This is a genomic window from Sorangium sp. So ce117 (genome assembly GCF_051524395.1).
Lineage (GTDB): Bacteria > Myxococcota_A > Polyangia > Polyangiales > Polyangiaceae > Sorangium > Sorangium cellulosum_B.
This window is the reverse complement of sequence record NZ_CP150309.1, coordinates 7003692-7029958: the sequence shown is the minus strand read 5'-3', so window position 1 is coordinate 7029958 and position 26267 is coordinate 7003692. Positions and strand designations below refer to the sequence as shown.

At 72.1% G+C, this 26267-nt stretch carries 15 protein-coding genes; 11 read left to right on the top strand and 4 right to left on the bottom strand.

The window, feature by feature from the left end:
* The first annotated feature begins 46 nt into the window (after nucleotides 1-46).
* From WMF46_RS26320 to WMF46_RS26295, 6 genes are all read left to right on the top strand, one after another.
* Complete coding sequence (locus tag WMF46_RS26320) at nucleotides 47-1525, top strand: cytochrome P450 (protein WP_437979718.1); 1479 nt, start codon at nucleotides 47-49, stop codon at nucleotides 1523-1525.
* 875 nt (nucleotides 1526-2400) lie between these two features.
* On the top strand, nucleotides 2401-6369 hold the full coding sequence (locus WMF46_RS26315; RefSeq protein ID WP_437979717.1) for a hypothetical protein: 3969 nt from the start codon (nucleotides 2401-2403) through the stop codon (nucleotides 6367-6369).
* A gap of 35 nt (nucleotides 6370-6404) precedes the next feature.
* Nucleotides 6405-8108 carry a phage tail protein gene (locus WMF46_RS26310; RefSeq protein ID WP_437979716.1) on the top strand — a complete coding sequence of 568 codons (1704 nt, stop codon included), beginning with the start codon at nucleotides 6405-6407 and terminating at the stop codon, nucleotides 8106-8108.
* A 34-nt stretch (nucleotides 8109-8142) separates the two neighbouring features.
* Nucleotides 8143-10209, top strand: a complete 2067-nt coding sequence (locus WMF46_RS26305) for a phage tail protein (RefSeq protein WP_437979715.1) — start codon at nucleotides 8143-8145, stop codon at nucleotides 10207-10209.
* Nucleotides 10210-10238: 29 nt separating this feature from the next.
* Nucleotides 10239-13304 (top strand): DUF6603 domain-containing protein, encoded by a 3066-nt coding sequence (locus WMF46_RS26300; protein ID WP_437979714.1) that lies wholly within the window; start codon nucleotides 10239-10241, stop codon nucleotides 13302-13304.
* Between the two features lie 33 nt (nucleotides 13305-13337).
* Nucleotides 13338-15326 carry a hypothetical protein gene (locus WMF46_RS26295; protein WP_437979713.1) on the top strand — a complete coding sequence of 663 codons (1989 nt, stop codon included), beginning with the start codon at nucleotides 13338-13340 and terminating at the stop codon, nucleotides 15324-15326.
* Between the two features lie 136 nt (nucleotides 15327-15462).
* On the opposite strand, the gene WMF46_RS26290 is transcribed toward WMF46_RS26295, so the two are convergent.
* On the bottom strand, nucleotides 15463-16077 hold the full coding sequence (locus WMF46_RS26290) for a response regulator transcription factor (RefSeq protein WP_437979712.1): 615 nt from the start codon (nucleotides 16075-16077) through the stop codon (nucleotides 15463-15465).
* Nucleotides 16078-16196: 119 nt separating this feature from the next.
* On the opposite strand from WMF46_RS26290, the gene WMF46_RS26285 reads away from it, so the two are divergent.
* The 3 genes from WMF46_RS26285 to WMF46_RS26275 all read left to right on the top strand — a co-directional run bounded on the left by WMF46_RS26285 (nucleotide 16197) and on the right by WMF46_RS26275 (nucleotide 19598).
* Nucleotides 16197-17471 carry a hybrid sensor histidine kinase/response regulator gene (locus tag WMF46_RS26285; protein WP_437979711.1) on the top strand — a complete coding sequence of 425 codons (1275 nt, stop codon included), beginning with the start codon at nucleotides 16197-16199 and terminating at the stop codon, nucleotides 17469-17471.
* Between the two features lie 84 nt (nucleotides 17472-17555).
* Nucleotides 17556-18917, top strand: coding sequence for a hybrid sensor histidine kinase/response regulator (locus tag WMF46_RS26280; protein WP_437979710.1), 1362 nt, complete (start codon nucleotides 17556-17558; stop codon nucleotides 18915-18917).
* A 420-nt stretch (nucleotides 18918-19337) separates the two neighbouring features.
* Complete coding sequence (locus WMF46_RS26275) at nucleotides 19338-19598, top strand: hypothetical protein (RefSeq protein WP_437979709.1); 261 nt, start codon at nucleotides 19338-19340, stop codon at nucleotides 19596-19598.
* A gap of 457 nt (nucleotides 19599-20055) precedes the next feature.
* On the opposite strand, the gene WMF46_RS26270 is transcribed toward WMF46_RS26275, so the two are convergent.
* Both WMF46_RS26270 and WMF46_RS26265 read right to left on the bottom strand, forming a co-directional pair.
* Nucleotides 20056-21099, bottom strand: coding sequence for a hypothetical protein (locus WMF46_RS26270; protein ID WP_437979708.1), 1044 nt, complete (start codon nucleotides 21097-21099; stop codon nucleotides 20056-20058).
* Nucleotides 21096-21842, bottom strand: a complete 747-nt coding sequence (locus tag WMF46_RS26265; RefSeq protein ID WP_437979707.1) for an RNA polymerase sigma factor — start codon at nucleotides 21840-21842, stop codon at nucleotides 21096-21098. The genes WMF46_RS26270 and WMF46_RS26265 overlap by 4 nt, the downstream gene beginning before the upstream one ends.
* A gap of 376 nt (nucleotides 21843-22218) precedes the next feature.
* Here WMF46_RS26265 and WMF46_RS26260 point away from each other — a divergent pair, with 376 nt between their 5' ends.
* A complete protein-coding gene (locus WMF46_RS26260; protein ID WP_437979706.1) occupies nucleotides 22219-23652 on the top strand; it encodes a TonB-dependent receptor plug domain-containing protein in 1434 nt (477 codons plus the stop codon).
* Entirely contained in the window at nucleotides 23549-24220 is a 672-nt protein-coding gene (locus WMF46_RS26255; protein WP_437979705.1) for a hypothetical protein, read from the top strand. Before WMF46_RS26260 ends, WMF46_RS26255 begins: the two co-directional genes overlap by 104 nt.
* Before the next feature lie 138 nt (nucleotides 24221-24358).
* On the opposite strand, the gene WMF46_RS26250 is transcribed toward WMF46_RS26255, so the two are convergent.
* Nucleotides 24359-25930, bottom strand: coding sequence for a glycoside hydrolase family 43 protein (locus WMF46_RS26250; protein ID WP_437979704.1), 1572 nt, complete (start codon nucleotides 25928-25930; stop codon nucleotides 24359-24361).
* Between the last annotated feature and the right edge of the window lie 337 nt (nucleotides 25931-26267).

Below are 26267 nucleotides of genomic sequence, written 5' to 3'. Positions count from 1 at the left end.
AGCAGCTCACGTCAGCTTCCTTGGAGCTCGCGAAGAAGGAGGAATCATGAGTGCCACGCTCGATCGGCAGCCCCCGGGCCCTGGCCCGCTCGCCAGCCTGCGGTACCTGGCGAATTTCAGGACCGGTGACATGCGTCATTACGAGGACCTCTTCGCGCGTCATGGCGACGTCGTGCGCTTGCGGGCGCCCGGGGCCGAGGACTTCGTCATGGCGTTTCACCCGAACGACATCGCGCACGTCCTTCGCACGAACGCCCGGAACTACCCCAAGGGGAAGCGCTACCACGAGCTCGCGCCCGTGCTGGGCTGGGGCCTCGTGAACAGCGAGGGCGAGCTCTGGCGGCGCCAGCGCAGGCACGTGCAGCCCCAGTTCAACCACGCCAACACGCTCAAGTTCGTCCCCATCATCGTCGACCACATGGAGGCGGCGCTGCGGCGCTGGGACGCCCAGCCGGGCGAGTTCGAGCGGGACATCAACGACGACATGATGGACGTGACGTTCGGTATCGCGGGCGAGGCGTTCTTCGGCGCCGCGCTGGAGGCCCACACGGACACCGTCCGCGAGGCGTTCAAATATGCGCTGTCGATCGCGCTCAAGCGGATGTACTCGCTTGTCAACCCGCCCCTGTCCTGGCCGCTGCCCAGCCACCTGCGCTTCCGCCGGGCCATGGACCGCGTGCACACCGTGATCGACGGCATCATCGACGGCTACCAGCGCGGCGCGGGCGGCGAGGACAACGTGCTCGTTCGCCTCATGAACTCCGTCGACCCCGAGACCGGCGCGAAGATGGACCGCGCGCAGCTGCGGGACGAGATCAAGACCATCCTGATGGTCGGGCACGAGACCTCGAGCGTCACCGCCTCGTGGGCGCTGTACCAGATCGCGCAGCACCCCGAGGTGTGCGCCCGCCTCACCGACGAGATCGATCGCGTCCTCGGCGGCCGGTGTCCGACGGCCAGGGACATCGAGTCGATGCCTTACCTCACCATGGTCTTCAACGAGTGCCTCCGGCTCCTGCCCTCCGTGCCGTTCATCCTCCGCAGCCCGCTGGAGGATGACGTCCTCGGCGGCTACCAGGTCGCCGCCGGGTCGACGGTGGCCATCGTCCCGTGGGTCACGCACCGGCACCCGGAGTTCTGGAGCGATCCGCTGGAGTTCAAGCCCGAGCGCTTCGCGAACCACCGCCGGAGCGCGGACGACAAACTCGCCTTCATCCCCTTCGGCGCCGGCCAGCGGATCTGCCTGGGCGAGTTCATGGGGCAGCTCGAGGGCAAGATCATGGTCGCGATGGCGCTGCAGCGTTATCGGCTCCGGCTGGTCCCCGGCTTCGACCCGGGTTGCCGCGGCTTCATCTCGCTGCAGCCGGTGAACGGGATGCGCATGATCCTGAAGCGGCGGGAGCCGTCGAGCGTGACGCGCCCGGCGCCGGGGCGGGAGGAGCCCGCGGTGGCGGAGCCTGTGGTGACGGAGCCCGCGGCGGCCGCCATGAGAGCCAGCGGCTGCCCCTACAGCGTCAGGGCTTGACGCGCGCTCCGGCTGACAGGGCTTGGGGCCTGACGACGCTCCTCGGCGGGCAACACGCTCCGCGGCCGCCTTGCAGCGGTATATGCAATCCCTGACAAACGCGAAGGCGACCCGCGCTGCGCTCTGTGCCAATGTCGGGTGCTGCTTGCGGAGCTCGATCAGCTTATCGAGCACCTCTGCAGGCGTCCGATGGGGGCATGAGTGTGCCACCGGACGATGCTCTGTGAGCCCAGCAGCGCCGCGCGCTTCGTAACGCGCAACCCACTTGTCCAGTGGGTCATGTGCAGCCCGAGCCCCGAAGGGTCGCAGCAGGCAAGCTTCTCAATGCCAACGCGCTGTAGGGGGACGAAAGAGCCGCGGTCGGCCCTCCCGGAGAGCGTCGTGGACGACGTGCACCCCCGACGCCTCGTACCGCCGACAGAGATGCCAGATCGTGGTCCGCTCCACCTCGAGACGGTCTGCCAAATCTTGCACGACGGTCGCTGGATCCGCCATGGCCAGTAGGATCCGGGCTCGCCGAGCGACCCGCTGCTCGGTGCGTCCATCGCGGACGAGCTGCTCAAGGTAGACGGCATCGTCCGGGGACAGATCGATCACGCGCGGCGGGCGCCTTCGCATATGCGAGGTCTAGCAGACCCGCCGCGACTATGTTGAAAGACTTATCGAACAGTCCACTAGCGAGCGTCCGCGCCGGCCGCCATGGGACCAAGGTCCCATAGAAGCGGCCCGGCGCTCGCGGCTACGTACAACGCGCCTCGGCGATGCGCGGACAGCGCGCCTCGCCGGTCGCCGCCCTGCGTTCGGGGCGAGGGCGGGGCCCACCAGACGACGCTTCACCAACAACCCCGATCGACGGATCGCGGAGCGGGGCAGACATGACGGCAACGAGCAACGCGCAGCGCTTTCTCCGGGTTCCTCTCCGGCTACAGGCCATGTGCCTGGACGACGGCGACGACGACGCCGCCAGGGACAGGAGGCGTGTGGTCCAGGCCATGGCGGACTACCGCCAGCTGCCGTTCAGGGCCGGAGGGGTCGACTACGACGACAACCCCAACCTGAGCGAGCACATCCTCGTGCCGCCGTTCTCGCGGGATCTGCCGCTCCTGCCCGGCATCCACCTGCACTGGCTCCTGCCGGACGCCCTGGCCCGTGGGGAGCACGAGGCGCAGGGGACGCGGTTCCCCGAGGTGCCGAACCGCTGGCTCGTCCTGCGCAGCGGCGGGGGGAAGCCGGAGCAGCAGTGGGTGGTGGAGAGCGATTACCTGTACCCGGAGGGCTGGGGCGACGACATCGAGAGCGAGGGCGAGGCGCCGGTCAACGTGATGACCGTGCCCGATCCGGCGCCGGGAGAAGGCTACCGCTACCGCTTCCTCGGGCGCGCCCTGCCGCTCGCGGAGTGGCGCACAACGCACGCGGATCCGAAGCACGAGCACCTCGCGGCGCTCACGGCCGTCGGGCCCGAGACGGAGGTCGCGGTCCTCGATCCGGTGCGGGCGACGTTCGCGTCGTTCTACCCGAACTGCCGCACCGTGTTCGGGTTCCGGGACGAGGACTTCCCCACGCGCACGCCGCCAGCGGGGCTGCGCTACGACGTCATCGGCTGGTACGGCGACCCGCAGCGCGACTGCCTGGCCCCGCTGCTCGCCGCGGCCGACACGCCGGCGAAGCTGAAGGCGCTGCTCGAGGAGAAGCTCGAGTGGACGCTCGCGGCGGCCCCGCCGGGCGAGGCGCTGCCGCAGGCGACGCTCTTCCACGCGCGGCTCACGTTCGCGCCGGGCGCGCGGGCGGCGCGGGATGTCGTCCGCGACCTGCCCCCGCCCGCGCTCGCCGTGGGGCAGACCGAGACGGAGGCGCTGGCCGCCTACCTCGCCTACCTCCACGCGCCCGAGACCAACGAGGAGGCCCTCGAGAAGCGCCGCCTCGTCGAGGACCAGCTCGAGGCGCTGCAGCTCGCGGATCGGCTGGAGGGGCACCGGCTCGACCTCGACGCGATCCTCTACGAGGCGCGCCACGAGCGGGGGTTCGCCTCGCACGCGGCCGGCGTCCGGTGGGCGGTGCTGCCGGAGACCGAGGGCGCGGGGGACCTGTTCGCGCGGCTGCGCCGGGCGCCGGCGCGCGCGGCGCGGACGCAGCCGGCCGCGTGGGCGGGCCTGATCGAGGCGCTGAACACGCTCCAGGACGAGCACCAGCGCGCGCTCGAGGAGCTCGAGCACCTGCGCCAGCGGATGTACGTCCGCTGGCACGCCCTCGTGAACGCGCGCAAGGTCGTGGGCGTCAACTTCTTCGAGGGCTACGTCGTGCCCGTGCGGCGCCGGCGCACCTCCCTGGGGCAGCTGGCGCTCGAGCAAGACGAGGCGACCGGCGCCTTCCGCGCCCGCGTGGCGCCCGTGGCTCACAGGATCGTCTCCCGCCTGAGCAGCTACTACGCCGACTACGTTGCGAGCCTCAACGCGGGTGCCCCCTTCGATCTGGACGAGTCGGGCGACGATTACTGGGTCTGGCCCGTCGAGTTCCCCAACTGCATCGACGAAGCGTTCAAGCTGTCCGCCGATCACACGGTCAGGGTGCTGCAGCGGGACGAGGCGTGGGAGATCCGCGACCGCGGGGTCGTCTACCCCGTGCGCGCGGACGCCGAGGGGCTTCTGCTGGAGATCCCGCCGTCGGCGTCGTCGATCGCGGGGCGGCTCGCGGCGGCGCTCGAGGCGCTTCGATCGGCCGTGCTGGCGTACAACGCGACCGAGGCGGGGGCGGCCGCGCCGTTCGCCGTGCGCGCGCTGCCGGCGGCGCCCTACTTCGAGCCGGCGGACCCGGTCCTGCTCGTCACGGGCGAAGCGGCGGCGGGCGCGATCTGGAAGGGCAGCGCCGCCGACGACCTGCTCCCGTGCGACCGGGTGGACGCGGCGCTCGACCTCGCGGCGCTGCCGGACGCCACCGTCGCGGCCCTGCAGGCCTACCTCGCGGGGCTCGGCGCGGACGAGGGGGGCGTCTGGGCGGAGCCGCCGTGGAACCCGTTCCTGATGCACTGGTCCTTCCACGTCGCCTCCTGCGGCCGCGACGCCAACGGGGACTACGACCCCGAGCTCGTGCGCGCGCATTACAAGCTCGACACGCAGGCGGTCGACCACGCCCTCCTGCCGGGGCAGGAGGACAGCTTCTCGTCGATGGTCAGCGGCTACACGGGCGTCAGCCTGCTGACGCCGTCGGCGGGCCTGGAGGTGCGCGAGCGCCTGGTCCACTACCTCGATCACGGCGTGGTCCAGGACTACTACGAGGAGCACGGCGTCCCCGACGACGAGCGAGGCGAGGGCTACCTCGAGCAGCACTTCGCCGAGATCAAGGCGTGGTACCTCGGGCAGGCGACGCCGGCGCCGGGGATCGAGGACCCCGTGTTCACCGCGCTGTGGGCCTACGAGGCGCTGGAGCGGGCGCCGTGCCTGGCCCAGTCGCTCGGCAACTTCAACAAGGTGCTGCTCCTCCGCGAGCCGACGATGCAGCTCGCGGTCGCGCTGCCCACGGCCCGCGACGACTCGGAGGATCTCTTCTACACGGACGCGGCGCGCGACGCGATGGGCCGCAGCATCCAGCGCCGGCCGCTCGCGTTCGACCGCTTCAACCCGCTGCGCGCCGGGGCCATGACGATCACCGGCCTGACGCTGGTGGACACGTTCGGGCAGGCGAAGGACGTGGTCGACCTCGAGTCGTCCGGCGACGCGAAGGTCATCACCACGACCGACCAGACGCCGCTTGGCGGGCTCCTCTACCACGTCCTGCTCACGCCCCGGCTGGCGCAGCCGGCGCGCCTGCGCTTCGAGTGGCTGCCGGCGGAGCCGCTGGAGGGCGCGCGCCAGCGCACGAGCGAGCACCCGGAGACCAACCCAGTCTGCGGCTTCCTGCTGGTGAACACGCTCGACGGCGCGCTCGCCGTCTACGACAAGGAGGGCCGCGCGCTCGGCGCCGTCGACCGCGGCGGCACGTGGCGCACCGCGCCGGAGAGCGGCGGCCGGGTGCGGATGGACGCGCGCGGCGACTTCCAGCTCCCGAACGCTCACCTCGATCGGGTGGTCAAGCACGTGCGCGCTCAGGGCCCGGAGTTCTTACGCCTCTTCCTCTCGGCGCAGCGGACGGCGCTCGACACCATCGATCCCGAGGCGTCCGCCGCGAACCCGGGCCGGGCGCTGCTCGTGGCGCGGCCCGTGGCGGTGGTGCGGGCCGCGTTCGCCCTGGAGCTCCAGGGCCCGCCGGCCTTCGATCCGAGCGCGGTGGCCGACGTGGCGGGCGAGGGCACGACCACGACCCGCGGGCTGGAGCAGGTGAAGATCCCCGTGCGCCTCGGCGAGTTCGCGCAGCTCGACGACGGCCTCGTGGGCTACTTCCTCGAGCAGGACGACGGGTCGTACGCGGAGGGGGTGTTCTACTCGCCGCAGCTCCGCGCGATCGGGCACGACAAGGTCCGCACCTACGCCGACGGATCGCTGCACGTCGAGCGGACGCCCAGCGGGCCGGAGCAGCGCGTGACGATGCTGCTCGACCCGGGGGGCCAGGTGCACGCGACCACGGGCGTGCTGCCGAGCTCGCAGCTCCGCCTGTCGCCGGCGCACTACCGCGAGGCGCTCGACGCGATGGAGGTCAGCTTCCTGACGGCGCCGCTGCTCACGGACCAGGGGGCGCTCCGGCTGGAGGTGCCGCGGCAGCCGGGGCACGTGTGGTCGTGGGTGACGCAGGAGGCGGGCGGCGACTGGGCCGAGACGAGCGAGCTCGCGCCGCCGAACGCCCGCGCCGCGTTCGCCGCGCCGCAGGAGCTCCGCGAGGGGTGGCTGATGCTGCGGCCCACGGTGAGCGAGTGAGGGGCGCGCGACCTTTGGAGGAGAGGGAAGACATCATGACGGAAGAGACCGACAAGAAGATGCCATTCGGGTTCGAGGTCAGCTACGAGCTGTTCAACGCGCGCGGCGAGCGGCTACGGAACACGCTGCTCCTCGAGAACCCGGGCGCCGGCCACACGCTCCGGCTCGACATCGCCAACCTCCTGACCGAGGAGGCGCTCGTCCTGCGCCAGCGGCCGTCCGCGGGCGAGGTGCTGGGCGCGCACCACTTCCGGCTGCGCTTCGCGGCGGGCGCGCTGGCCGCGCGGGAGACGCGCGTGGTGGGAGCGGACTGGGACATCCGGCGCGTCGACCGCGAGGACGGCTCGACGGACGTGTACCTGGCCTGGCGCAGCCCGGACGTCCGGATCGGGCCGGGAGACCGGCTGATGCTGCTGGTCCAGGGGCTGTACGCGAGCCCCGAGGCCGCCGCCGAGGTGATCGTGGACCTCTCCTGGCCGGCGCTCGTCGTGCCGGAGGGCCCGGACGATCCCAACGTCTTCCACCTCGTCCCGCCCGAGGGCAGCGCGGGCTCGGACTGCTCCCTGGCCGAGCAGCTCGCCCTTGGCGTGCGCGACCGGCGGGGGAGGCCGGACATCCCGCTTCGGGCGCGCTTCGAGGGGTCCAATCAGGTGATCAACGTCGCCACGACCCCGAACACCACGCTGACCCTTCGTCTGGTCAACAGCGCTTCGCCGCAAAGCCAGGAGATCCTCCGCTTCCACGGCGACCCGAGCGATCCCGCGAAGAGCTCCCGCCTGGTCGTGGCGCTGCCCGTGGGGACCGCCGAGGCGCAGCCATGGGCGCTTGGTTTCGAGTCTTTTCTAGAACGTACAAAGATCACGCTCGCCGACTGGACGGTCTCCGGGCCCACGCTGAACGCGGACGGCGACCTGCTCGAGTGGGAGCTCACCCCCACGAAGGACGTGGCGATCGCGCCGCGGGAGTCCCTCACGCTGACGCTGAGCGACATGGCGACGACTCACCCGAGCGGGACGGCGTACCTCGAGCTCCGCTACAGCGCCGTTCCCGGCTACTGGGACGGGGAGATCCTCTGCCCGATCGAGAAGTCGCCGCTCCGCTTCGGTCGGGTCGGCACCTCCACGAACGTCGGGATCGGACATGCCGAGCCATCCGCTGCGCTCCACCTGCACAGGGGTGACATGATGATCGATATCGGTGAGATCCAGCATGCCCAGGCGTTCAAGTTCCGGTCCTTTGAGAAGACCCTCGAGGACAACGCCGTCGCGCAGTTCACCAACAAAGACGATGCGTGGCTGATGACGCTGTTTTTCTCCGGAAAGTTGCGCTTGTGGCGGCCCTGGGCGGAGTTCCAGAGCGCTTACCCGCTCTCGTTCCGTTCCGACATGGAGGGGGACAATACCGTGGCCCGCTTCCTCAAGCAGAACGACCCGGTTCCCCTGATGGAGCTGCTCGGCGACGGGACGTTGCGCCTCCTGCGTGGCAGGTTCAAGGACGGTACCGGCTTCGTGGTCCCGGTGGGCACCGTCGTCGCCTACGCCGGCAGCGCGCCTCCCGCCCCCGAGGGATGGCTGATGTGCGACGGGGGCGAGCATAGCAGCAAGGACCACCAGGAGCTGTCTGACCTCCTCGGCACCACCTATGGCGACGCCGGAGAGGGCAAGTTCCGTGTCCCCGACCTGAGCACCAGCGCTCCGGCGCAGTCGAACCAGCCCCTCCACCACATCATCAAGGCCTGACCCCAGCCGGCAACCCAAGCAAGAGGGAACGACGATGACGCCACAGACTGAAAAGAAGATGCCGTTCGGGTTCAAGGTCAGCTACGAGCTGTTCAACGCCCGCGGCGAGCGCCTGGAGAACGTGCTGCTCATCGAGAAGCTTGGCTCCGGCCAGGCGCTCCAGCTCGACATTCTCAACATCCTGACCGACGTGACGATCCTCCTGCGCCAGCGGCCGTCCGCGGGCGAGGGGGGAGGCGCGCACCATTTCCGGCTGCGTTTCCCGGCGGGCGCGCTGGCCTCGCGGGAGACGCGCGTGGAGGGGGCGGACTGGGACGTCAAGCGCGTCGACCGCCAGGACGGCACGACGGACCTGTACCTGGCCTGGCGCAGCCCGGACGTCCAGATCGCGCCGGGAGACGGGCTGGTGGTGCTGCTCCAGGGCGTGTCCGCGACGCCCGACGCCGGCGCCGAGGTGGTCCTGGGCCTCTCCTGGCCGAAGGTCGACGTGGTGGAGAGCTTCGCCGCTGCCAATGTGTTCCCCCTCAACCTGCGCGGTCCCGGGCAGGGCGGGGACTACCTCCGCGAAGAGACGCTCCGCCTCGGGGTGCGCGACAGGCGGGGGAGGCCGGATATCCCGCTGCGGGTACGCTTCGACGGGCCGAGCCGGGTGCTCAACGTGGACAACCAGACGAACACGCTGACGCTGCGCCTCGTGAACAGCGCCTCGCCGAGGAGCCAGCAGAAGCTCCGCTTCGTCTACGACGCCGACCAGCAGGAGCGGACATCCCGCCTCGTGGTGGCGCTGCCCGTGGGGACCCCGTCGGCGCAGCCGTGGGCGCTCGGCACCAAGGAGCAGGTGAACGGCGTGTCGGTCGCGCTCGCCGGCTGGACGGCCTCGGGTCCCACGGAGAACGCCGACGGCGACCTGCTGGAGTGGGTGCTCACCCCCGCGAGCGCCGTGGAGCTCGCGCCGCAGGCGTCGCTCACGCTGACGCTGAGCAACCTCGCGACGCTGCACCCGAGCGGGACGGCGGACCTCGAGCTCCGCTACAGCGCCGTGCCCGGCTACTGGGACGGGGAGATCCTCTGCCCGATCGAGAAGGCGCCGCTCGTCTTCGGCCGGGGTGACGAGCGCGACCGCATCGGGATCGGGGGGAACGCGCCGGACGCCAGGCTCTACGTGCGCAACGGAGACCTGCGGCTGGACAGCGGCGAGCTCCAGAACACGGGTCCGCTCGTGCTCCGGTCCGATACGGATAAGAACGGGGAAGACCAGGTCGCGCAGTTCTTCAAGCAAGAGGCGGAGGAGCCTCTGATGGAGCTGCTCAGCAATGGCAAGCTGCGCCTCGGCGTCGGCACGACGGCGCCCGGCAAGCTGACCATCCACGGCACCGGCGGCGTCAGCGACGAGCCCGTCTTGTGGGCCGACGCCCGCACCGGATCCCAGGCCAGGGTCGAGCTCCCCGGGGACGTCCAGCTGCGCGAGCGCGCCACGAGCAACCTGGCCTATCTTCAGGCATGCGACGACAGCTCGACGCGCGACATCGGGCTCGTCCTTCGCACCCAGAAAGGGAGCCAGCGCGTCGACGCGCTGCGCCTCACCCCCGAGGGGAGGGCCAAGGACAAGACCGGCTTCCTGGTCCCGGTGGGCACCATCGTCGCCTACGGCGGCAGCGCGGCCCCCGAGGGATGGATAGTGTGTGATGGGAGGTCGGTGTCGAGCACGGAGTACGCTGAGCTGTTTGCCGCCATCGGCACCAAATATGGAAGCTCCGGGTCGAGCTTCAATGTCCCCGACCTGAGCACTCGAGTCCCGGTCGGGGTCGGTTCAGGCTTCGCGCTGGCAGCGAGCGGGGGCGAGAAGGAGCATATCCTGGCCATCGACGAGATGCCGAATCATAACCACACACTCACAGATCCAGGGCATTCTCATCGCAGCCCTGTTTACCACGGGAGCGGTGACGACAACAGGCATTCAGATGGCGATGAAGGCGACCGTGACGGGTGGAGCCCAACGGAGAGCGCAACGACGAACATCACGCTCGCCAGCGCCGGCGGAGGGCGGGCCCACAACAACATGCCGCCGTACCTGGTCGTCAACTACATCATCAAATACTGACCCCAGCCAGCGGACCCAGGAGGCAGGCCATGGCCCTTGACATCGTGATCGGCGAGGACGATCTCGCCAGCATCCGGACGCTGCGCGAGGCGCTGCACGCCCAGTTCCAGGTGGACTTCTTCCCTGGCTTCCTGGGCACCCTCGACGAGCAGCTCCCGCTCCAGAGCGCGACGTTCTACGCCAACCACCAGAAGAACCAGTACGAGATCGCCTTCGCGATCGGCATCAAGGTCTCCGAGGACAACGAGGGCGAGGCCCAGCACCTGATCCTCGGGATGAACATCGCGATCAAGCCGGACAAGAACACCGGGGGGAAGCGCCCCGCCGAGTACGGGGGCAAGATCGATGTCCCGGTCTCGGACGCCGTCCGGCTCGCGTTCGAGGGGCAGTTCACGAGCAAGATGGGCGACATGTACGTCGCCCAGCTCAACGTCACCGGCGAGCCGGCCATCCCCCTGCACGCGCTGTTCGGCGGCGTCGCGCCGGGGCTCGCCGCGCTGATCCCGGAGGAGCTCGCGATCCCCCTCGGGGGCAACGTCGTCGCGGTCCTCTCGGGGCGCGCCGGCAGCGGCCTGGGGAGCAGGATCCTCGTGGGCGTGGGCTTCCACGCCGGCGTGAACCTCGGGCAGCTGCCGCTCGTGGGCCTGTATTTCGAGGACGGGAAGGCGCAGGCCGACTTCACGCTCGAGCTGCTCGCGACGACGCACGACTTCACGCACAAGGAGCTCAAGGCGCTGAACGGGGTGCTGGAGGAGCTGAGCTCGCCGTTCCTCATCCGGCCGTCGAGCTCCAGCGCGCAGGACCTCACGCGCGGGGCGCACCTCGTCGGGTACGCCGCGTTCGGGGACGTCCGGCAGACGTGGTACACGCCGCTCCGGCCGCGCTCCGGGTCGTCGAACCCGTTCCTCGCGGCGGCGGGGCGGTCGGCCGGGCGGGCGCCGCGGAGCGCGCCGGACGACGCCCTCGTCACCGTGGGCCAGAACGGCGCCTGGATCGACGTGCAGCGCGCCGTGGGACCGGTGCACTTCGCGCGGCTCGGCCTGACGTACAGCGACGGGGCCGCGGAGCTCGTCCCGGAGATCGTCATCTCGGTGGGCCCCCTCCGCCTCCTGCTGAACGGGGTCTCGGTGCGCCTGCCGCTGCCCGGGGGCGACCCGGAGCTCCGCCTCGACGGCTTCGGCCTCGCCTACGAGAACGACGCGCTGCGCGTCGGCGGCGCGTTCCTGCGCAGCGAGCGCGACGGCTTCGAGGAGTACGCCGGCATGGCCGCGCTGGAGCTCCGCCTCAAGGCCAGCGGCGGCAAGCCGCCCGCGTCGATCGGCCTCGCGGCGATCGGCGCCTATGCCTACGTCGAGGACCGGCCGTCGCTGTTCCTGTACGCGACGCTCAAGTACCCGCTCGGCGGCCCGCCGTTCTTCTTCGTGACCGGCCTTTCGGCCGGCTTCGGCTACGGGCGCTCGCTCGAGGAGCCGCGGCTGGAGGACGTCGCGCGCTTCCCGCTGGTGGCCCAGGCGATGGACGGCTCCGGCGACGATGACACCGAGGACCCCGGCGTGGTCGCCGCGGGCCAGCTCCGCGAGCTCTCTCGGTACATCACGATCGCGCCGGACGCGGGCTTCCTGGCGATCGGGGTCAAGTTCACCTCGTTCAAGATGCTCGAGGGGTTCGCGCTGCTGACGGTGGAGCTCGGCGACCGCTTCGAGCTGGGCCTCCTCGGCCTGACCCGGCTGGAGGTGCCGTTCGGGGTCCCGGAGCCGCTCGTCGTGATGGAGACGGCGCTGCAAGCGCGCTTCGCCCCGTCCGAGGGGACCCTCCTCGTGCAGGGGCAGCTCACGGACGCGTCGTACCTGCTGTCGCCGTCGTGCCGGCTGACGGGCGGGTTCGCCTTCGCCACCTGGTTCGCGGGCGAGCACGCCGGCGACTTCGTGCTGTCGATCGGCGGCTACCACCCGTCGTTCAAGGTCCCGAAGCACTACCCCACGGTGCCGCGCGTCGGCTTCGACCTGCGGCTGGGGAGCACGCTGTCGCTCCGGGGCGAGGCCTACATGACGCTGTGCGCCCACGCGGTGATGGCGGGCGGCAGCTTCGCGGCCGACTTCGAGGCCGGCCCCGCCTGGGCGTCCTTCCGCCTGGGCGCCGACTTCCTCATCTGCTGGAAGCCGTACTGCTACGACGTGTACCTGCGCCAGCACTTCAAGTTCGGGCTGGGCAGCCTCTCGGCCAGCCTGGGCGCCGAGCTGCACGTCTGGGGTCCGGACCTCGGCGGCTACGCCAAGCTCAAGGTCTTGCTGTTCTCGGTGACGGTCCGGTTCGGCAACCGGGACGCGTTCGGGCCGACGCCCATCGGCTGGGACGAGTTCCGCGCGTCGCTGCTGCCCGCGCGCGAGGAGGTCTGCAGCATCGCGGTGGCCGAGGGCCTGACGCGGCAGGTCAAGACGGTCACGGGCGAGGCGCTGTGGGTGGTCAACCCGAAGGACGTCGCGCTCACGACCGACTCGGTGATCCCGATCAAGGAGGCCTTCCACCCGGCGGAGGACGAGCCGGCGACGGGGAACGGCGCGTTCGGCGTGGCGCCCATGGGCGTGACGGCGGGCGACCTCCAGAGCGAGCTCCGCGTGTCCATCTGGTACGACAACGCGGGCGTGAAGCCCGACAAGTTCAAGTTCTCCGCCCTCAAGCGGAGGGCGCCCGCGGCGATGTGGGGGGAGCCGCGGATGAGCGGCGACCGGCTGCGCTTCCCCGACGTCAACGGGACCAAGTTCGTCGAAGGCACGCTGAGCGGCCTGCGCATCGAGCCCGCGCAGCCGCCGAGGGGCGACGTCACCGACGCCGTGCCCGTGAAGCCCTTGCTCTTCGAGCCGGAGAGCGCTGGCGGCGACCACGCCTTCGCGGCGCTACCCGCGTTCCGCGCGGCCGCGGGGGAGCCCGACGAGCGGCGCGAGGCGATCCAGCGCTCGATCGCCGGCCACGCGGAGAGGGACGCGCTGCTCGCGGCGCTGGGCTTCGACCCGGCCGCGGACGTCGTGCTGGGCGCGGACGTCGCGGGCACGTTCGTGCGCGTCCCGCAGGTGAAGGACACGAGCGCCGCCGCGTAGGCGGCGCCCACCACAGGTCGACGAGGGAGAGCCATGCCGTCTGTCAATTTGCGCGCGTTGCGAGGGTCGGGGCTGCGCGTCCGTGGGTCGCTCCGGACGCCGAGCGAGGACGGGAGGATCGAGTTCCGGCAGTTCCACCAGCCGGCGCTGGAGAGCGGGACGTACAAGATCGAGATCCAGCAGATCGTGCAGAGCCCGAAGATCCCGCAGCAGACCTACCCGAAGCACCTCAGCTTCGCGGTCCTGGGGGAGCGCTTCGGCCCGCTCGGGCCGGAGGACGTCGTCGCGATGTTCCCTCCGCCCGGCAGCGTGGGGGAGCACGCGAACGTGCTCCCCCACGTCACGCTGGGCCGCAGCACGCTCCCCTGGGAGCGCCTGCCGGGCCTCGTCGACGAGGACCGCTCGTGGATGGCGCTGCTCCTGCTGCGCGCGTCGGACTTCGCCGACGAGGGCGTGGAGAAGCCGCGGGTGCAGACCATCACGCTGGGCGAGCTCGTGCAGACGCCGGCGGCGACGGCGCGCTTCCCCACCGACCGCATACGGCTGGAGGAGGGGCAGCAGGCGTCGGACGAGGTGACGGTGATCGACGTGCAGTGGAAGACGCTCGCGCCGCTCCTGCCGACGGCGGAGGAGCTCGCGCTGCTCGCGCACGCCCACCAGCGCATGGCGGCCGACGAGACGCCCGAGGGGGACCTGGACGCGACGGTGATCTGCAATCGGCTGCCCGAGCCGAACGGCACGAGCACCGTGCACCTGGTCTCGCTGGAGAAGCGCTACCCGAACGGGGCCTTCGACGCCCAGAACGCCCAGCCGAACGACTGGATCCGGCTCGTGAGCCTCGCGAGCTGGAAGTTCGACAGCGTGGACCCGGAGCAGAGCTTCAGCGCGCTGCTCAAGGGGCTCGACCGGCAGCCGGCCGAGCTGCGGGCGCCGGTGCCCGAGGCGCTCCCGCCCGCGAGCCCGGCGGCGGCGTACCTCGAGCAGGGCTACGTGCCGCTGCCGCACCGGATGCGCCGGGCGAGCAAGACCGTGTCGTTCTACCGCGGCCCCTTCGTCCCCGGGGTGAGCGCGGAGCAGGTCACGCTGCCAGCGGACTGCGCGGACGAGCTCGTGCGCTACGACCCGGAGACGGGCATGTTCGACGTGTCCTACGCGGCCGCGTGGGAGCTAGGGCGGCTGCGGACGCTGGCGAACACGCGCGTGGCGCTGGAGCTGCTGCGCTGGACGCGGGAGAGCGCGCAACAGCGGCACGCGATGCGGCAGCGGGCGGCGCGGCGCCTGCCGCTGCGGCGAGCGCGGTTGGAGGCGGTGGAGATGCCGGAGGTCGTGGCCGAGTGGCTCGCGGACCTGGAGCTCCTGGTCGGGCTCCCCTTCAGCAACCTGGTGCCGGACGAGCGCTTGCTGCCCGTCGAGGGGCTGCGCTTCTTCAGCGTGGACCCGGCCTGGGTGGCGTGCCTGCTCGACGGAGCGCGCAGCGTGGGCCGGGTGACGAACGCGGACGTGGAGCACGCGCGCACGCTGCGCGCGAGCAGGTCGGAGGGGCCCCGGGTGACCGGGCTCTTGATGCGCTCGAGCGTGGTCTCGGGCTGGCCGAGCCTGCTCGTGGAGGGCTACGCGGAGCGGCTGCCGGACATGAGCATCCCCCCGACGTCCCAGGCGCTGACGCCGCTGCGGTTCGATCGGCTCGCCGAGGACACGCTGCTCGCGCTCTTCGCGGGGGAGGTGAAGACGCTGGACGTGTTCCAGGCGCCGGAGGCGCTGCACTACGGGCTCGACGCGAACGAGGCCGAGGGCGAGGAGTACACGAAGAACCCGCGGGACGCGTCGGGGGCCAGCCGGCCGGAGACCGTCACGGTCCCGTGGCGCCACGCGGACAAGGCGGTGGTCGACGTCGCGGAGCTGGCGACGCGGATGAAGGCGTTGCTGGCGCCGGGGCGGTCGGAGCTGCCCTCCACGGGGGCGCAGTTCGCGCTGCAGATGATCGAGGGGGTGGAGCGGGTGCGGTTCGTGGCCAGCAGCTGAGGCGCGGGTCGCGGGATTCGGCGGGTCACCGCGACGAGGACACCTCCTCGTCTAGAATGTGGCCCGCGTGACCCATCCGTCCTCCTCCCCGCGCGTGCGCCTGCTCGTCGCGCTCGGGCTCGGCGCGGCCCTCGCTTCAGGGCCCCTGGAGCCGATCCACGAGCCGCACGAGCTCCGCCACCGACTCCACGCCGAGCTTCTCCATCATCCGGCCGCGGTGCACCTTGATCGTCTTCTCCGCCGCGCCGAGCTTCTCGGCGATCTGCTTGTTTAGGAGCCCCTGCGCCACCCGCAGGCACACCTCGCGCTCGCGCGGGGTCAGCGCCTCGAAGCGCGTCCGCAGCGCCTGCTGCTCGCCCCGGGCGGCGCGCGCCGCCGCGTCGCGCGCGATGGCGCGCTCCACCGCCGCGAGCAGGTCCGCGTCGTCGCACGGCTTCGTGAGGAAGTCGACCGCGCCGGTCTTCATCGCCCGCACCGAGCTCGGCACGTCGCCGTGCCCGGTCAGGAACACCACCGGCAAGGGGCACCCCCGGCGCGCGAGCTCCTCCTGCAGCTCGAGCCCGTTGAGGCCGGGCATGCGCAGGTCGATCACCACGCAGCCCGGCCGCTCCGAGGGCGCGCGGTCCCGGAACTCGCCGGGCGATGCGTACGCCTCCACCGCGTACCCCGCCGCACGCAGCAGGCGCTCCAGGGCGCGCAGCACCGACGGGTCGTCGTCCACCACAAACACCGTGCACGCGCTCTCCGCCATCGCTGCGCCTGCATTCCACGCCCGAGCAGCGAGGGCGTCAACGTCGGGCGACCATGGCGGCAGCGAGCGGCAGCGAAGCACTTGACGCACCGGACGGCGCGCTGCCATCTGCTGCCCCGATGGCGCCGGACCGCCCCGCACTCGTCTTGCTGGTCGATGACGATCCCGGCAGCCTCAAGCTGCTCTCGGAGGCCCTCGCGGGCCAGGCGCTCACCGTCGCCGTGGCGATCGACGGGGAGATGGCGCTCCGCCAGATCCGGCGCGAGCCGCCCGATCTGGTCCTGCTCGACGCCGTGATGCCGGGGATGGACGGCTTCGAGGTATGCCGCCGTCTGAAGGCGGAGCCGGCGACGCGCGAGGTCCCCATCGTGTTCATGACCGTGCTCGCCGACACGGCGAGCCGGGTGCGCGGGCTCGAGCTCGGCGCGGTCGACTACCTGGCCAAGCCGTTCGTGCGGGAGGAGCTCCTGGCCCGCGTGCGGACGCAGCTCGCCGGCCGCGCGGCGGCGAGGGCGCTCGCGGCGAAGAACGACGAGCTCGCGCGCGCCCAGGTCACGCTGGAGGTCGAGGTGGCGCGGCGGACGGAGCAGCTCCGCGCGGCCAACGAGCGCCTCGAGCGCGAGCTCGAGCTGAACCGGGCCGCCGAGATCAGGGTGCAGAGGGCGCAGGACGAGCTCGCGCACCTGAACCGGGTGTCGGCGATGAGCGAGCTCGCGGCCTCGATCGCGCACGAGCTGAACCAGCCGCTCGTCGCCATCCTGAGCAACGCGCAGGCCGCGCTGCGTCTGCTCTCGCACACCCCGCCCGACATCCCGGAGGCGCGCGCCGCGCTCGACGACATCGTGGCGGACGATCGCCGCGCGGGGAAGGTCATCCAGCGGCTGCGCGCGATGCTCCGCAAGGGCGAGCTCAGCGTGGCCGCGCAAGATCTCAACGAGCTCGTCCGCGAGGTGGCCCGGCTCATGGCCAGCGCCGCGCTCCTCGCGGGGACGACCGTGCGGCTCGAGCTCGCGCCGGGCCTGCCGCCGGTCCGGGGCGATGGCGTGCAGCTCCAGCAGGTGCTCGTCAACCTCCTCACCAACGCGCTCGATGCGGTCTCCCGCCGTCCGCCGGAGGTGCGCCTCGCCGTGGTGCGCACCCTGCCGGCCGGCGAGGGCGGCGTCGAGCTGTCGGTGGCGGACTCCGGCGAGGGCATCCCGCCCGGGGATCTCGAACGGATCTTCGAGCCGTTCTTCACGTCGAAGGCGCAGGGGCTCGGCGTGGGGCTCGCCATCAGCCGCTCGATCGTCGAGGCCCACGGGGGCCGGCTGTGGGCCGAGCGCAGCCCCGGTGAGGGGGCGACGTTCCGCTGCGCGCTGCCGGCCTGGACGGGGGGCGCGCGCACCGCCGGGTGATTTCATCCCGCCATGGGAGCTTGGTCCCATGGCCCGACCTGCGGTCCGCGTGTCAGAGTGCGGGGCTCTGCTCGGTTTTCCCCCATGGCCTTGCCACCCCACCACGCTCGGGCCGCTGAGAGGATCGACGCCGGTGAGGCGCCCGGCGACCTGCTGCGGTCGGGTTCGAGGCTGGCGCGGGCCCGCCCCCCGCTCGCCCTGCTCGTGGACGGCGATCCCGGGAGCCTCGAGCTGCTCTCGGGAGCCCTGGCCGGCCAGCCGTTCGACCTCGCGGAGGCCAGCGACGGGGAGACGGCGCTCCGGCAGATCCGCTGCGAGGAGCCCGACCTGGTCCTGCTCGACGCCGCTACGCCGGGGCTGGACGGCTTCGAGGTCTGTCGCCGCCTGAAGGAGGACCCGGCGACGCACGAGATCCCGGTCCTGCTCATGACCGCGCTCGCCGACGCGGCGGGCCGGGCGCGTGGGCTCGATCTCGGCGCGATCGATTGCGTGACCAAGCCGTTCGTCCGCGAGGAGCTCGTGGCCCGCGTGCGGGCGCAGCTCGCCGCGCGCGCGGCGGCGAGGGCGCTGTCGGAGATGCACGAGGAGCTCGCGCGCGCCCGGGCCTCGCTGGAGCTCGAGGTGGCGCGGCGGACGGAGGCGCTCCGGGCGGAGATCCACCGCCTCGAGCGCAGGTTCGAGCTGAGGCGGGCGGCCGAGATCGAGGCCCAGAAGGCGCAGGAGGAGCTCGCGCACCTGAACCGGGTGTCGGCGATGCGCGCGCTCGCGGCGTCGATCGCGCACGAGCTGAACCAGCCGCTCGCCGCGATCCTGAGCAACGCGCAGGCGGCGCAGCGGCTGCTCGCGCGGACCCCGCCGGACGTCGTCGAGGTGCGCGCCGCGCTCGACGACATCGTGGCGGACGACCGCCGCGCCGCGAAGATCATCCAGCAGATGCGCGCGAGCCTCGGCGAGGGCGAGCTCGGCGCGGCCGCGCTGGATCTGAACGCGCTCGTCCGCGAGGTGCTCCGGCTCCTGGCCGGCGCCGCGCTCCGCGCGGGCGCGATCGTGCGGCTCGAGCTCGCGCCGGGCCTGCCGCGCGTCCGGGGCGACGGCGTGCAGCTCCAGCAGGTGCTCTGCAACCTGCTCGTCAACGCGTTCGATGCGGTCTCCTGCCGCCCGCCCGAGGCGCGCAGCGTGGTGGTCCGGACGCGGGTGAACGGCGAAGGCCGCGTCGAGCTGTCGGTGGCGGACTCCGGCGAGGGCGTCCCGCCCGAGGATCTCGAGCGGATCTTCGAGCCGTGGTTCACGACGAAGGCCCGGGGCCTCGGCGTGGGCCTGGCGATCGGCCGCTCGATCGTCGAGGCGCACGGCGGCCGGCTGTGGGCGGAGCGCGGCCCCGGCGAGGGGGCGACGCTCCGCTGCGCGCTGCCGGCGTGGGACGAGGGGGAGCGCCCCGCCGGGTGATCCCGGCGCGTCGCGCCCGACGCGGGGCTGCATGGAGCACCCCGCGGATGCGCTGAGGCAGCTTGTCTCATCCGTGGCCGCCTGCCGCGGGGAGCGCCGCCTCCGGCTGCGGAGCCGTGGCGAGGCAGCGCCCCGGTGCACTGCTGCAAGTTGCCGCATTTACACGCCTCCAGCGGTCGGCCCAGGGTCTGGAGCACGTCGGCGCGCTCCTGGTGCACGTGCAGCCGGTGGTCGCTCAGGCCGAGGCGCTCCGCGCCCGCCGCCGACGCGTCCAGCTGCCGGAGCGCCGCGCGCAGGTCGCCGGCCTCGGACGAGAGCAGCGCCGCGTAGTACGGCTTCACCGCGCGCCCCTCGGGGTGGCTCGCCTCGAGCGGCCCGAGCGCGTCGAGCGCCGCCCGCGCCTCCGCGAACCTGCGCCCGTTGAAGAGGAGCGCGTACGAGAGCGCGAAGCGGTCGAGGAACTCCTCGGAGATCCGCCCCGCCGCCCGGTGCGCCCGGATCGACGCCTCGAAGCCCGCGATCGCCTCCGGGATCCTGCCGCGCGCGAGGTCCACGCGCGCGCGCTTGCCGATCGCCAGGGCCTGGACGGCGGGGTCCGCGCCGGACGCCAGCGCGTCGAGCGCCGAGGACGCCGCGTCGAGGTCGCCGCGCCGGCGCAGCGCCTCGGCTTCCTTCAGCTGAGGCGCGTCGACGGCCGGGCGGAGCTCCAGGCGGAACGACGCGCGCCCGCCGCCCCGCTCGGCGGTCACCGAGAGGGCGCGGGCGCCCTCTGGGACGGGGACGCGCGCCAGCACGCCTCCCTGGACGCGTGCCCCATCGAGCGCGGAGAGCGGGGTGTCCGCCGCGACGGCCGCGTCGACGGCGATCGCGACGCGGGCGTCCGCGGGGGCCTTCACCCAGATGCGGAGGGTCCGGTCGTCTGGCAGCGCGCAGGCGGGTCCAGCGTGCACGGCGCTGCAGCCGGCGAACTCCACCTCGAGGGGCGGCGCGGGCGCCGCGGCGGTCGCCAGGGCCGCGGACGCCTCGGAGGTCGCCGGGGCCGCGGTCCCCGTCGGGCGGCGCGCGTCGCATCCCGGCGCCAGCGCCGCCGCGCCGAGGATCGCTGCGCCCAGCGCGGGCCGGAGCGCTCGCCAGCGCGTCACGGGTCCTTGGAGGGCGCGGCGGGTCGGGCGGTGGGGAGGGGAGGCGGCGCTGCGCGCGGCAGGAGGAGCACGTTGAGTCGTAAGATTCGGAATTTATTATCTTTTTCTTCTTCGGACGGCCGCGCGTCCGCCAGTCCGGCCGCGCTGTCTGGCAGCGCCGCCGGCCGTCCGATCGCGATCGCGATCTCCCACTCGCCCTCGGGCACTCCGGGGAAGAGCGTCTCGGTGTCGCCTTCGATGCGCGCAGCGCCCTGCTCCGAGAGGTCGGCGTGCACGTCCCAGGGGCGCGCGGTTTCGCCCTGGATCAGGAAGGCGCGCACCGCGACGGGGCCGTCGACCCGGGTTGTGGGCCGCAGGGTGATCTCGAGCCTCGATCCGGGCCCGAGCCGCGCGGTCGCGCCGGCGCCGCTGGAGGCGGAGCGCTCGCGGACCTCGCCGCCGGCGAGCGTCATGGCGTAGGCGGGCACCGGGAGCATGGCCACCGCGCCCGGATCGTCGAGCAGGCCGCGCGGATGGTGCCTGTCGCCCTCCAGCGAGAGCCGCACGACGAGGACCGCCGCGGCGGCCGCCGCCAGGGCCGTCGCCGCGGTCCGCCAGGGCGATCGGCCCGGCTTTCGCGCGAGCGGGAGCACCTGGCCGCCGCGCGCCGCCGCCGCGCGCTGTCCCGGAGGTGGCGGGCCTGCCGCCTCCGCGCCTGCCGCCGCGGCGGCGCCTGCCACCTCCACGGCCGCCGCGGCAGCGCCTGCCGCCTCGGCCGCCTCCGCGGCGGCGCCTCCCGCCTCCGCGCCTCGCTCGCCGGCGCTCGCCTGTAGCCCGGCCAGGATCCGGTCTGCGATCCTCGCCCGCGCCTCGCCGTCCAGCGGGCGTGACGCCTCCCACGCCTCGCGGTCCTCCGGGGAGCGCTGCGCCTCGGCCTCCAGCGCGTCGCGCTCGCCGGCCTCGAGCGTCCCCAGCGCCCTTGCGGACCAGCGCGGATCGCTCGCCCGGTCCTGCCCGCGCGCGGCGCGCGCCAGCGCCTTCAGCAGATCGTCGTCGTTCATCGTCCCCCTCCCGGGCTGGCCGCGCTCGGCGAGGCGCCGTGCCCTCTTGGCTCTGCCTCGGCCGCGAGCTCCGCGGCGATCTGCCGGACGAGCCGGGCGATGCGGCTCCGCCACGCATACACGGCGTCCGCCGTCATGCCGGTGATGGCGCACGCTTCCTCGGTGGATCGCTCGTCGACGAGCAGCAGGTAGAAGAGCTCCATCCCGCGCTCGCTCAGCCGATCGCGGAGCGTTCGCGCGATCGCCGCGAGCAGCTCCCGCGAGATCGCCGCGGGCTCCGGCGACACGGAGGCGCCGTCCACGCGCTCGAGCGCGTCGTCTTCGGTGGGCTGCTCGGTCCAGGGGTTCCTGCGGCGGCTGCGCAGGATCGAGCACGCCTCGCGCTCGGCCACGAGCCCCACGAAGCTCGCGAGCGGCAGCCCCCGGCCGGCGTCCCACTGGCGCAGCGTGCGCCCGCCGTCCGCGAAGAGCGCGAGGAACACGCTCTGGGTCAGGTCCTCGACCTCCTGCCTGACGTCGCGGTGCCCGGCGGCCCGCCGGCGGCGGAGCAGCGGCCGCATCACCCGCTCCTGGATGGTGGGTGTCAGCAGGTCGACGAGCGCCCTCACCGCGGCCGGCTCTCCCGCCACCGCCCGCGCGATGAGCGCGGCCTCCGGGCCCGCCGGAGCGGCGCCTGGGGATCCCCGCCGCGCGTCCTCGGCGATCGTCCGCGGCTGCGCGGGCAAGGGAGAGCTCGGGGCCATCAGCGCACGGATAGACGCGCTCGATACGCCCGTCAATCGAGCCACGTCTGCGCCGCGCGGGCCGCGCGGGCCGTTCGCCGAGCTCGAAATCCAATGGATCATCGGACGCTTCGCCGGCGCGGGACGCTCCCGGGGCGACGTCGGGCGAGGCACGAGGTCGCAAGGTCATGACGCGCGCCTCCCACGCATCCCACGCTTCCCACGCTTCCCACGCTTCCCACGCTTCCCACCCAAGTTCCGGCCTCGTTGTCTGTATCATCGCCTCATGAGGCACCGCCGGGGACGGGGCTCGAGGGGATGGCCATCACGGCGGCTCGGGCCGACAGGAGCGCTGGCCGTCGCCGTCCCGCTCCTCTGTGCCTCGCTGTGGCCGTCGTTGGCCCGCGCCGACAGCTACGAGCGGTGCGTCCGCGAGGCGGCGACCCAGGCCGAGATCGACGCCTGCGCCCCCAAGGACGAGCCCCTCGAGGTGAGGGTGCGGGCGAAGTCGCCTGCCCGGAGCGCCTCCGACGTCGAGGCGGACGCGCAGGTCCTCGCCGCGGCGCCGCACGGCTCGGGCGCCGACGTGCTGCGGGTCCTCCCGGGCGTCTTCATGAGCGATCGCGGCCTGCCCGGTCGCGCGCCGCACCTGTCGCTGCGCGGCTTCGACGGCACCTCGGGTCAAGACGTCGAGATCTTCGCCGGCAACATCCCGATGAACCAGGTCTCGCACATCCGTGCTCCTGGATATGCCGACATGCGCCTCATCATGCCGGAGGTGGTCCGTTCCGTCCGGATCGCCAGCGGCCCTCACGATCCCAGGCAAGGCGATTTCGGCGTCGCCGGCTCGCTCCGCATGGATCTCGGCCTGGAGGCGCCGGGCTTCTGGTTGAAGGGGGGAGTCGGCTCGTTCGGGACGAGGCGTATCCTCATCGCGTTTGCGCCCGAGCACGACGAGATGATGGACACGTTCGCGGCCTTCGAGACCGACGCCACGGACGGGCCGGGCGGCGTGCGCGGCGGCGAGCGCAGCTCCTTCGTCGGGCAGCTCGGCGGGGGCAGCAACCAGGTCCAGTTCCGCGCGACGGTGGCCATTGGCTCGGCGCGCTTCGACTTTCCCGGCTACCTGCCGCAGGGCCCCGTGGAGCGGGGCGCCGCCCCCTACGCGGCGCAGCGGCCGCTCGGCCGCGACAGGACATCGCAGGCGCTCGTCGGCTCCGATGTCCTGTGGAGCCTCGGCGAGGGCACGATGGGCATCGGCGGCTTCGCGGGCAAGACCAAGACGACGTTTCACCAGAACCTCACCGGGTACGCGCTCGACCAGCTCGCCGGCGAGCCGATCGTCCGGAGCGACGACAGCGAGATGGTGAACGACGCCTCGACCTTCGGCCTCACGGTGCTTTACCGCCATGGCGTCGAGATCACCTCGAAGCGCGATTCCATCGAGATGGGCGCCTACGCGCGCGTGGACACGGTCGATCAGACCGACACGCGCCTGTTCGAGGACGGCACGAAGAACGCCGCGCTCGTCGACGCGACGATCGACGCCACGAACGTGGCCGCGTATGCCGATCTCTCGCTCCGGGCTAGAGCGCACCGCGCAGGGCTTCGTCGTGTCGAGCAAGGCCATGGCCGACATCGCGGTCAGCGGCGGTGTGCACCTCGTGGCGAGCTACGGCGAGGGGTTCCGTTCCCCGCAGGCGCGCGACCTCGACGAGGGCGAGCGCGTGCCGTTCACCAGGGTGCGCAGCGTCGAGGCGGGCGTCCGGCTCAAGGAGGGCAAGACCTTCCAGGGCTCGGCCGTGGGGTTCGGCTCGTGGCTCGGCAATGACCGCGTGTTCGACGCGGCGTCCCGGCAGCACGTCGAGGCCCCGCCGTCGGTGCGCGCCGGCGCGCAGGTCGTGATGAGCGCGCGCTCCGGCCCGTTCGGCGCGCACCTGAGCGGGACGTACACCCATGCTCGCTTCACCGGCTCCGATGCGCGCTTCGCGGAGGGCGACCCGGTTCCCTATGCGCCGGCGTTCGTCCTGCGCGACGACGTGTTCGCCTCGGGGGTCGTCGGCCGGCTCTCCGGCAAGGAGGTGACGGTCCGCGTGGGCGCCGGCGTCGAGGGCATGGCGGGTCGCTCCCTCCCGGGCGGGCGGGACGGCAAGGACGCTATCAGCCTCGATGCCGTCGCGGCGGTCGGCTGGCGCGGCATGGAGCTCGCCATGAACGGCACGAACCTCCTGGGCCTGCAGTATTACGACGCGCAGTACGTCTACGCCTCGAGCTTCGTGAAGGACAGCGCGCCCCCGCAGCCGTCGCCGCACGTGCTCGTCGCGGCGCCGACTGCGTGGATGCTGACGCTCCAGATCCACCTCCGTGGCAAGGAGCGCGCGCCGGAGCAGGCCTATTAGCAGCCCTTTTCAGCGGAGAAATTGAACAGGGAGGCGGGGAGTCAGGGAGTATTTGAAATTTCCCTCCCCGTCTCCTCGCCTCCCTGTGAATTCTCCGAAGAATTGAAGGGAGTCCTTAGGCTGTCTCCTGCGTGGACGTCACCCGATCTCGCGGTAGTCGAACCAGTCGAAGTCCGCGTGCAGGCGTGTGCCGGCCAGGTCCTGGCACGCCATCCCGACGAAATTGCCCGTGAACCCGCAGGGGATCGCGTGCTCGTCCGACAGGATCGACGCGTCGTGCTCCCACCCCACCGTGTGGTAGGTGACGCCATCCCGCGAGTAGAAGAACGATATCCGCTCGTCCTTGATCTCGAGCCGCAGGAAGATGTTCTCCACCCCGTCCAGCACGTACTCCTTCTCGACCGGGAACGTCAGGTTCCCGCGCTCGCACTTCATGATCGAAAGGGCCTTCGCGGCGTGGTCCGCCCGTGAGACGTAGAGATAGTAGAACGAGTCCGTGCTGTAGAACGCAACGAGGCCCGCCATTTGCTGGAAGTGCTGAGGGGCGAACTGCATGCACGTCGTCGCTTGCACGTGTTTGGCCTGCTGGCGCCGCGCGACGAGGCTCTGCTCGAAGTTCGAGGTGATGCTCTCGCGCCCGATCAGGCGCAGGTACCCGGGCCGGGCGGCGAGGCTGCTCACGTCCGCCGGCAGCACGCGCGGCGACTGCCACTCGATGCTCAGCGCGGGCTTGTCGAAGTCGTCGCGCTCGGGTGTCTTGGGCCATTCGTGGCGAGCCAGCTTGGGCCCTTCGTAAACGTCCAGCGGAACCTGCCCGCCCGAAGTCAGCCGCGGCCACCCCTCGACCCAGGTGATCCCCTGGAGCGCCGTCTCGCGTCCCAGCGTCGACCGGCCATTCTTCAGCGGGCGACGGCACAGGTGCGCGAACGCCCACGAGCCGTCCTTGTTCTCCACGAAGCTACCGTGACCGGCGCTCTGGAGCAGCAGCTCGGGGTGGGACGCGCTGGAGATGAGCGGATTGTTGGGCATGACCTCGTAAGGGCCGTGAATCGAGCGAGAGCGGGCCACCGTCGCGGCGTGCGTGATGAACGTGCCACCCTCCGCGGTGAGCAGGTAGTAGTAGCCATCTCGCTTGTAGATGTGCGGCCCCTCCACGAGCCCGAGCGCCGTGCCTCGGAAGATGTTCTCCACCGGACCGACCAGCTTCTTCTCCTTCGGGCTGTACTCCTGGAGCAAGATCCCGCCGAACGGGTTGTTGCCCGGCCGGTGATCCCACACCATGTTCACGAGCCACTTGCGGCCGTCGTCGTCGTGGAACAGCGAAGGATCGAACCCCGAGCTGTTCAGGTAGATGGGCTCCGACCACGGACCGGTGATGGAAGGCGCGGTGACCAGGTAGTTGTGGACGTCCTTGAACGCCCCCGCCCAGCGTCGCGAATTCGTGTAGATGAGGTGAAACAAGCCGTCCGCGTAGGTCAGGCACGGCGCCCAGATCCCGCCGGAGTTGGGGTTGCCGCGCATGTCCAGCTGCGAGTACCGCTCCAGCGGCCGCGCGACCACCCGCCAGTTGACGAGATCTTTCGAATGGGAGATCTGGACGCCCGGGAACCACTCGAACGTCGAGGTCGCGATGTAGTAATCGTCCCCCACGCGAACGATCGACGGATCGGGGTTGAACCCTCTCAGTGCCGGATTTTCCACCTTGCTCATTCACTCACCTTGATTGTCTCGTTGTGTTCCAGGGCAGCCAGTCCTGCTTCCAGATCTCGACGGATACGCCCGGCGTCGCAGGCGCACCCTGCCCAGGCCCCACCGCTCGCGCGCTGGAGTGAGGCGCGGAGGTGCGTGTCCGCGGCAGCTCGGGACGCGGCGCGAGCTCGGGATGCGGCGTGGGGGAGAAGGCATCATAGGGGAACGTGGCGTCTGCAACGTCGCCCCTGCTGGTTCCCGCATCTGCCGTCTGTGGCCGCGCAGCCGGACCTGCCGGAGGAGCTCCGCCGTCGGCGCGCGAGGGTAGCACCGCGCGCGCGCGCGTCCAGGCGCTTCG

Coding starts and splice junctions, on each gene's coding strand:
- WMF46_RS26280 (WP_437979710.1), top strand. CDS start 17,556: ATGGCCTTGCCACCCCACCACGCTCGGGCCGCTGAGAGGATCGACGCC.
- WMF46_RS26315 (WP_437979717.1), top strand. CDS start 2,401: ATGACGGCAACGAGCAACGCGCAGCGCTTTCTCCGGGTTCCTCTCCGG.
- WMF46_RS26285 (WP_437979711.1), top strand. CDS start 16,197: ATGGCGCCGGACCGCCCCGCACTCGTCTTGCTGGTCGATGACGATCCC.
- WMF46_RS26320 (WP_437979718.1), top strand. CDS start 47: ATGAGTGCCACGCTCGATCGGCAGCCCCCGGGCCCTGGCCCGCTCGCC.
- WMF46_RS26305 (WP_437979715.1), top strand. CDS start 8,143: ATGACGCCACAGACTGAAAAGAAGATGCCGTTCGGGTTCAAGGTCAGC.
- WMF46_RS26295 (WP_437979713.1), top strand. CDS start 13,338: ATGCCGTCTGTCAATTTGCGCGCGTTGCGAGGGTCGGGGCTGCGCGTC.
- WMF46_RS26270 (WP_437979708.1), bottom strand. CDS start 21,099: ATGAACGACGACGATCTGCTGAAGGCGCTGGCGCGCGCCGCGCGCGGG.
- WMF46_RS26265 (WP_437979707.1), bottom strand. CDS start 21,842: ATGGCCCCGAGCTCTCCCTTGCCCGCGCAGCCGCGGACGATCGCCGAG.
- WMF46_RS26290 (WP_437979712.1), bottom strand. CDS start 16,077: ATGGCGGAGAGCGCGTGCACGGTGTTTGTGGTGGACGACGACCCGTCG.
- WMF46_RS26300 (WP_437979714.1), top strand. CDS start 10,239: ATGGCCCTTGACATCGTGATCGGCGAGGACGATCTCGCCAGCATCCGG.
- WMF46_RS26310 (WP_437979716.1), top strand. CDS start 6,405: ATGACGGAAGAGACCGACAAGAAGATGCCATTCGGGTTCGAGGTCAGC.
- WMF46_RS26250 (WP_437979704.1), bottom strand. CDS start 25,930: ATGAGCAAGGTGGAAAATCCGGCACTGAGAGGGTTCAACCCCGATCCG.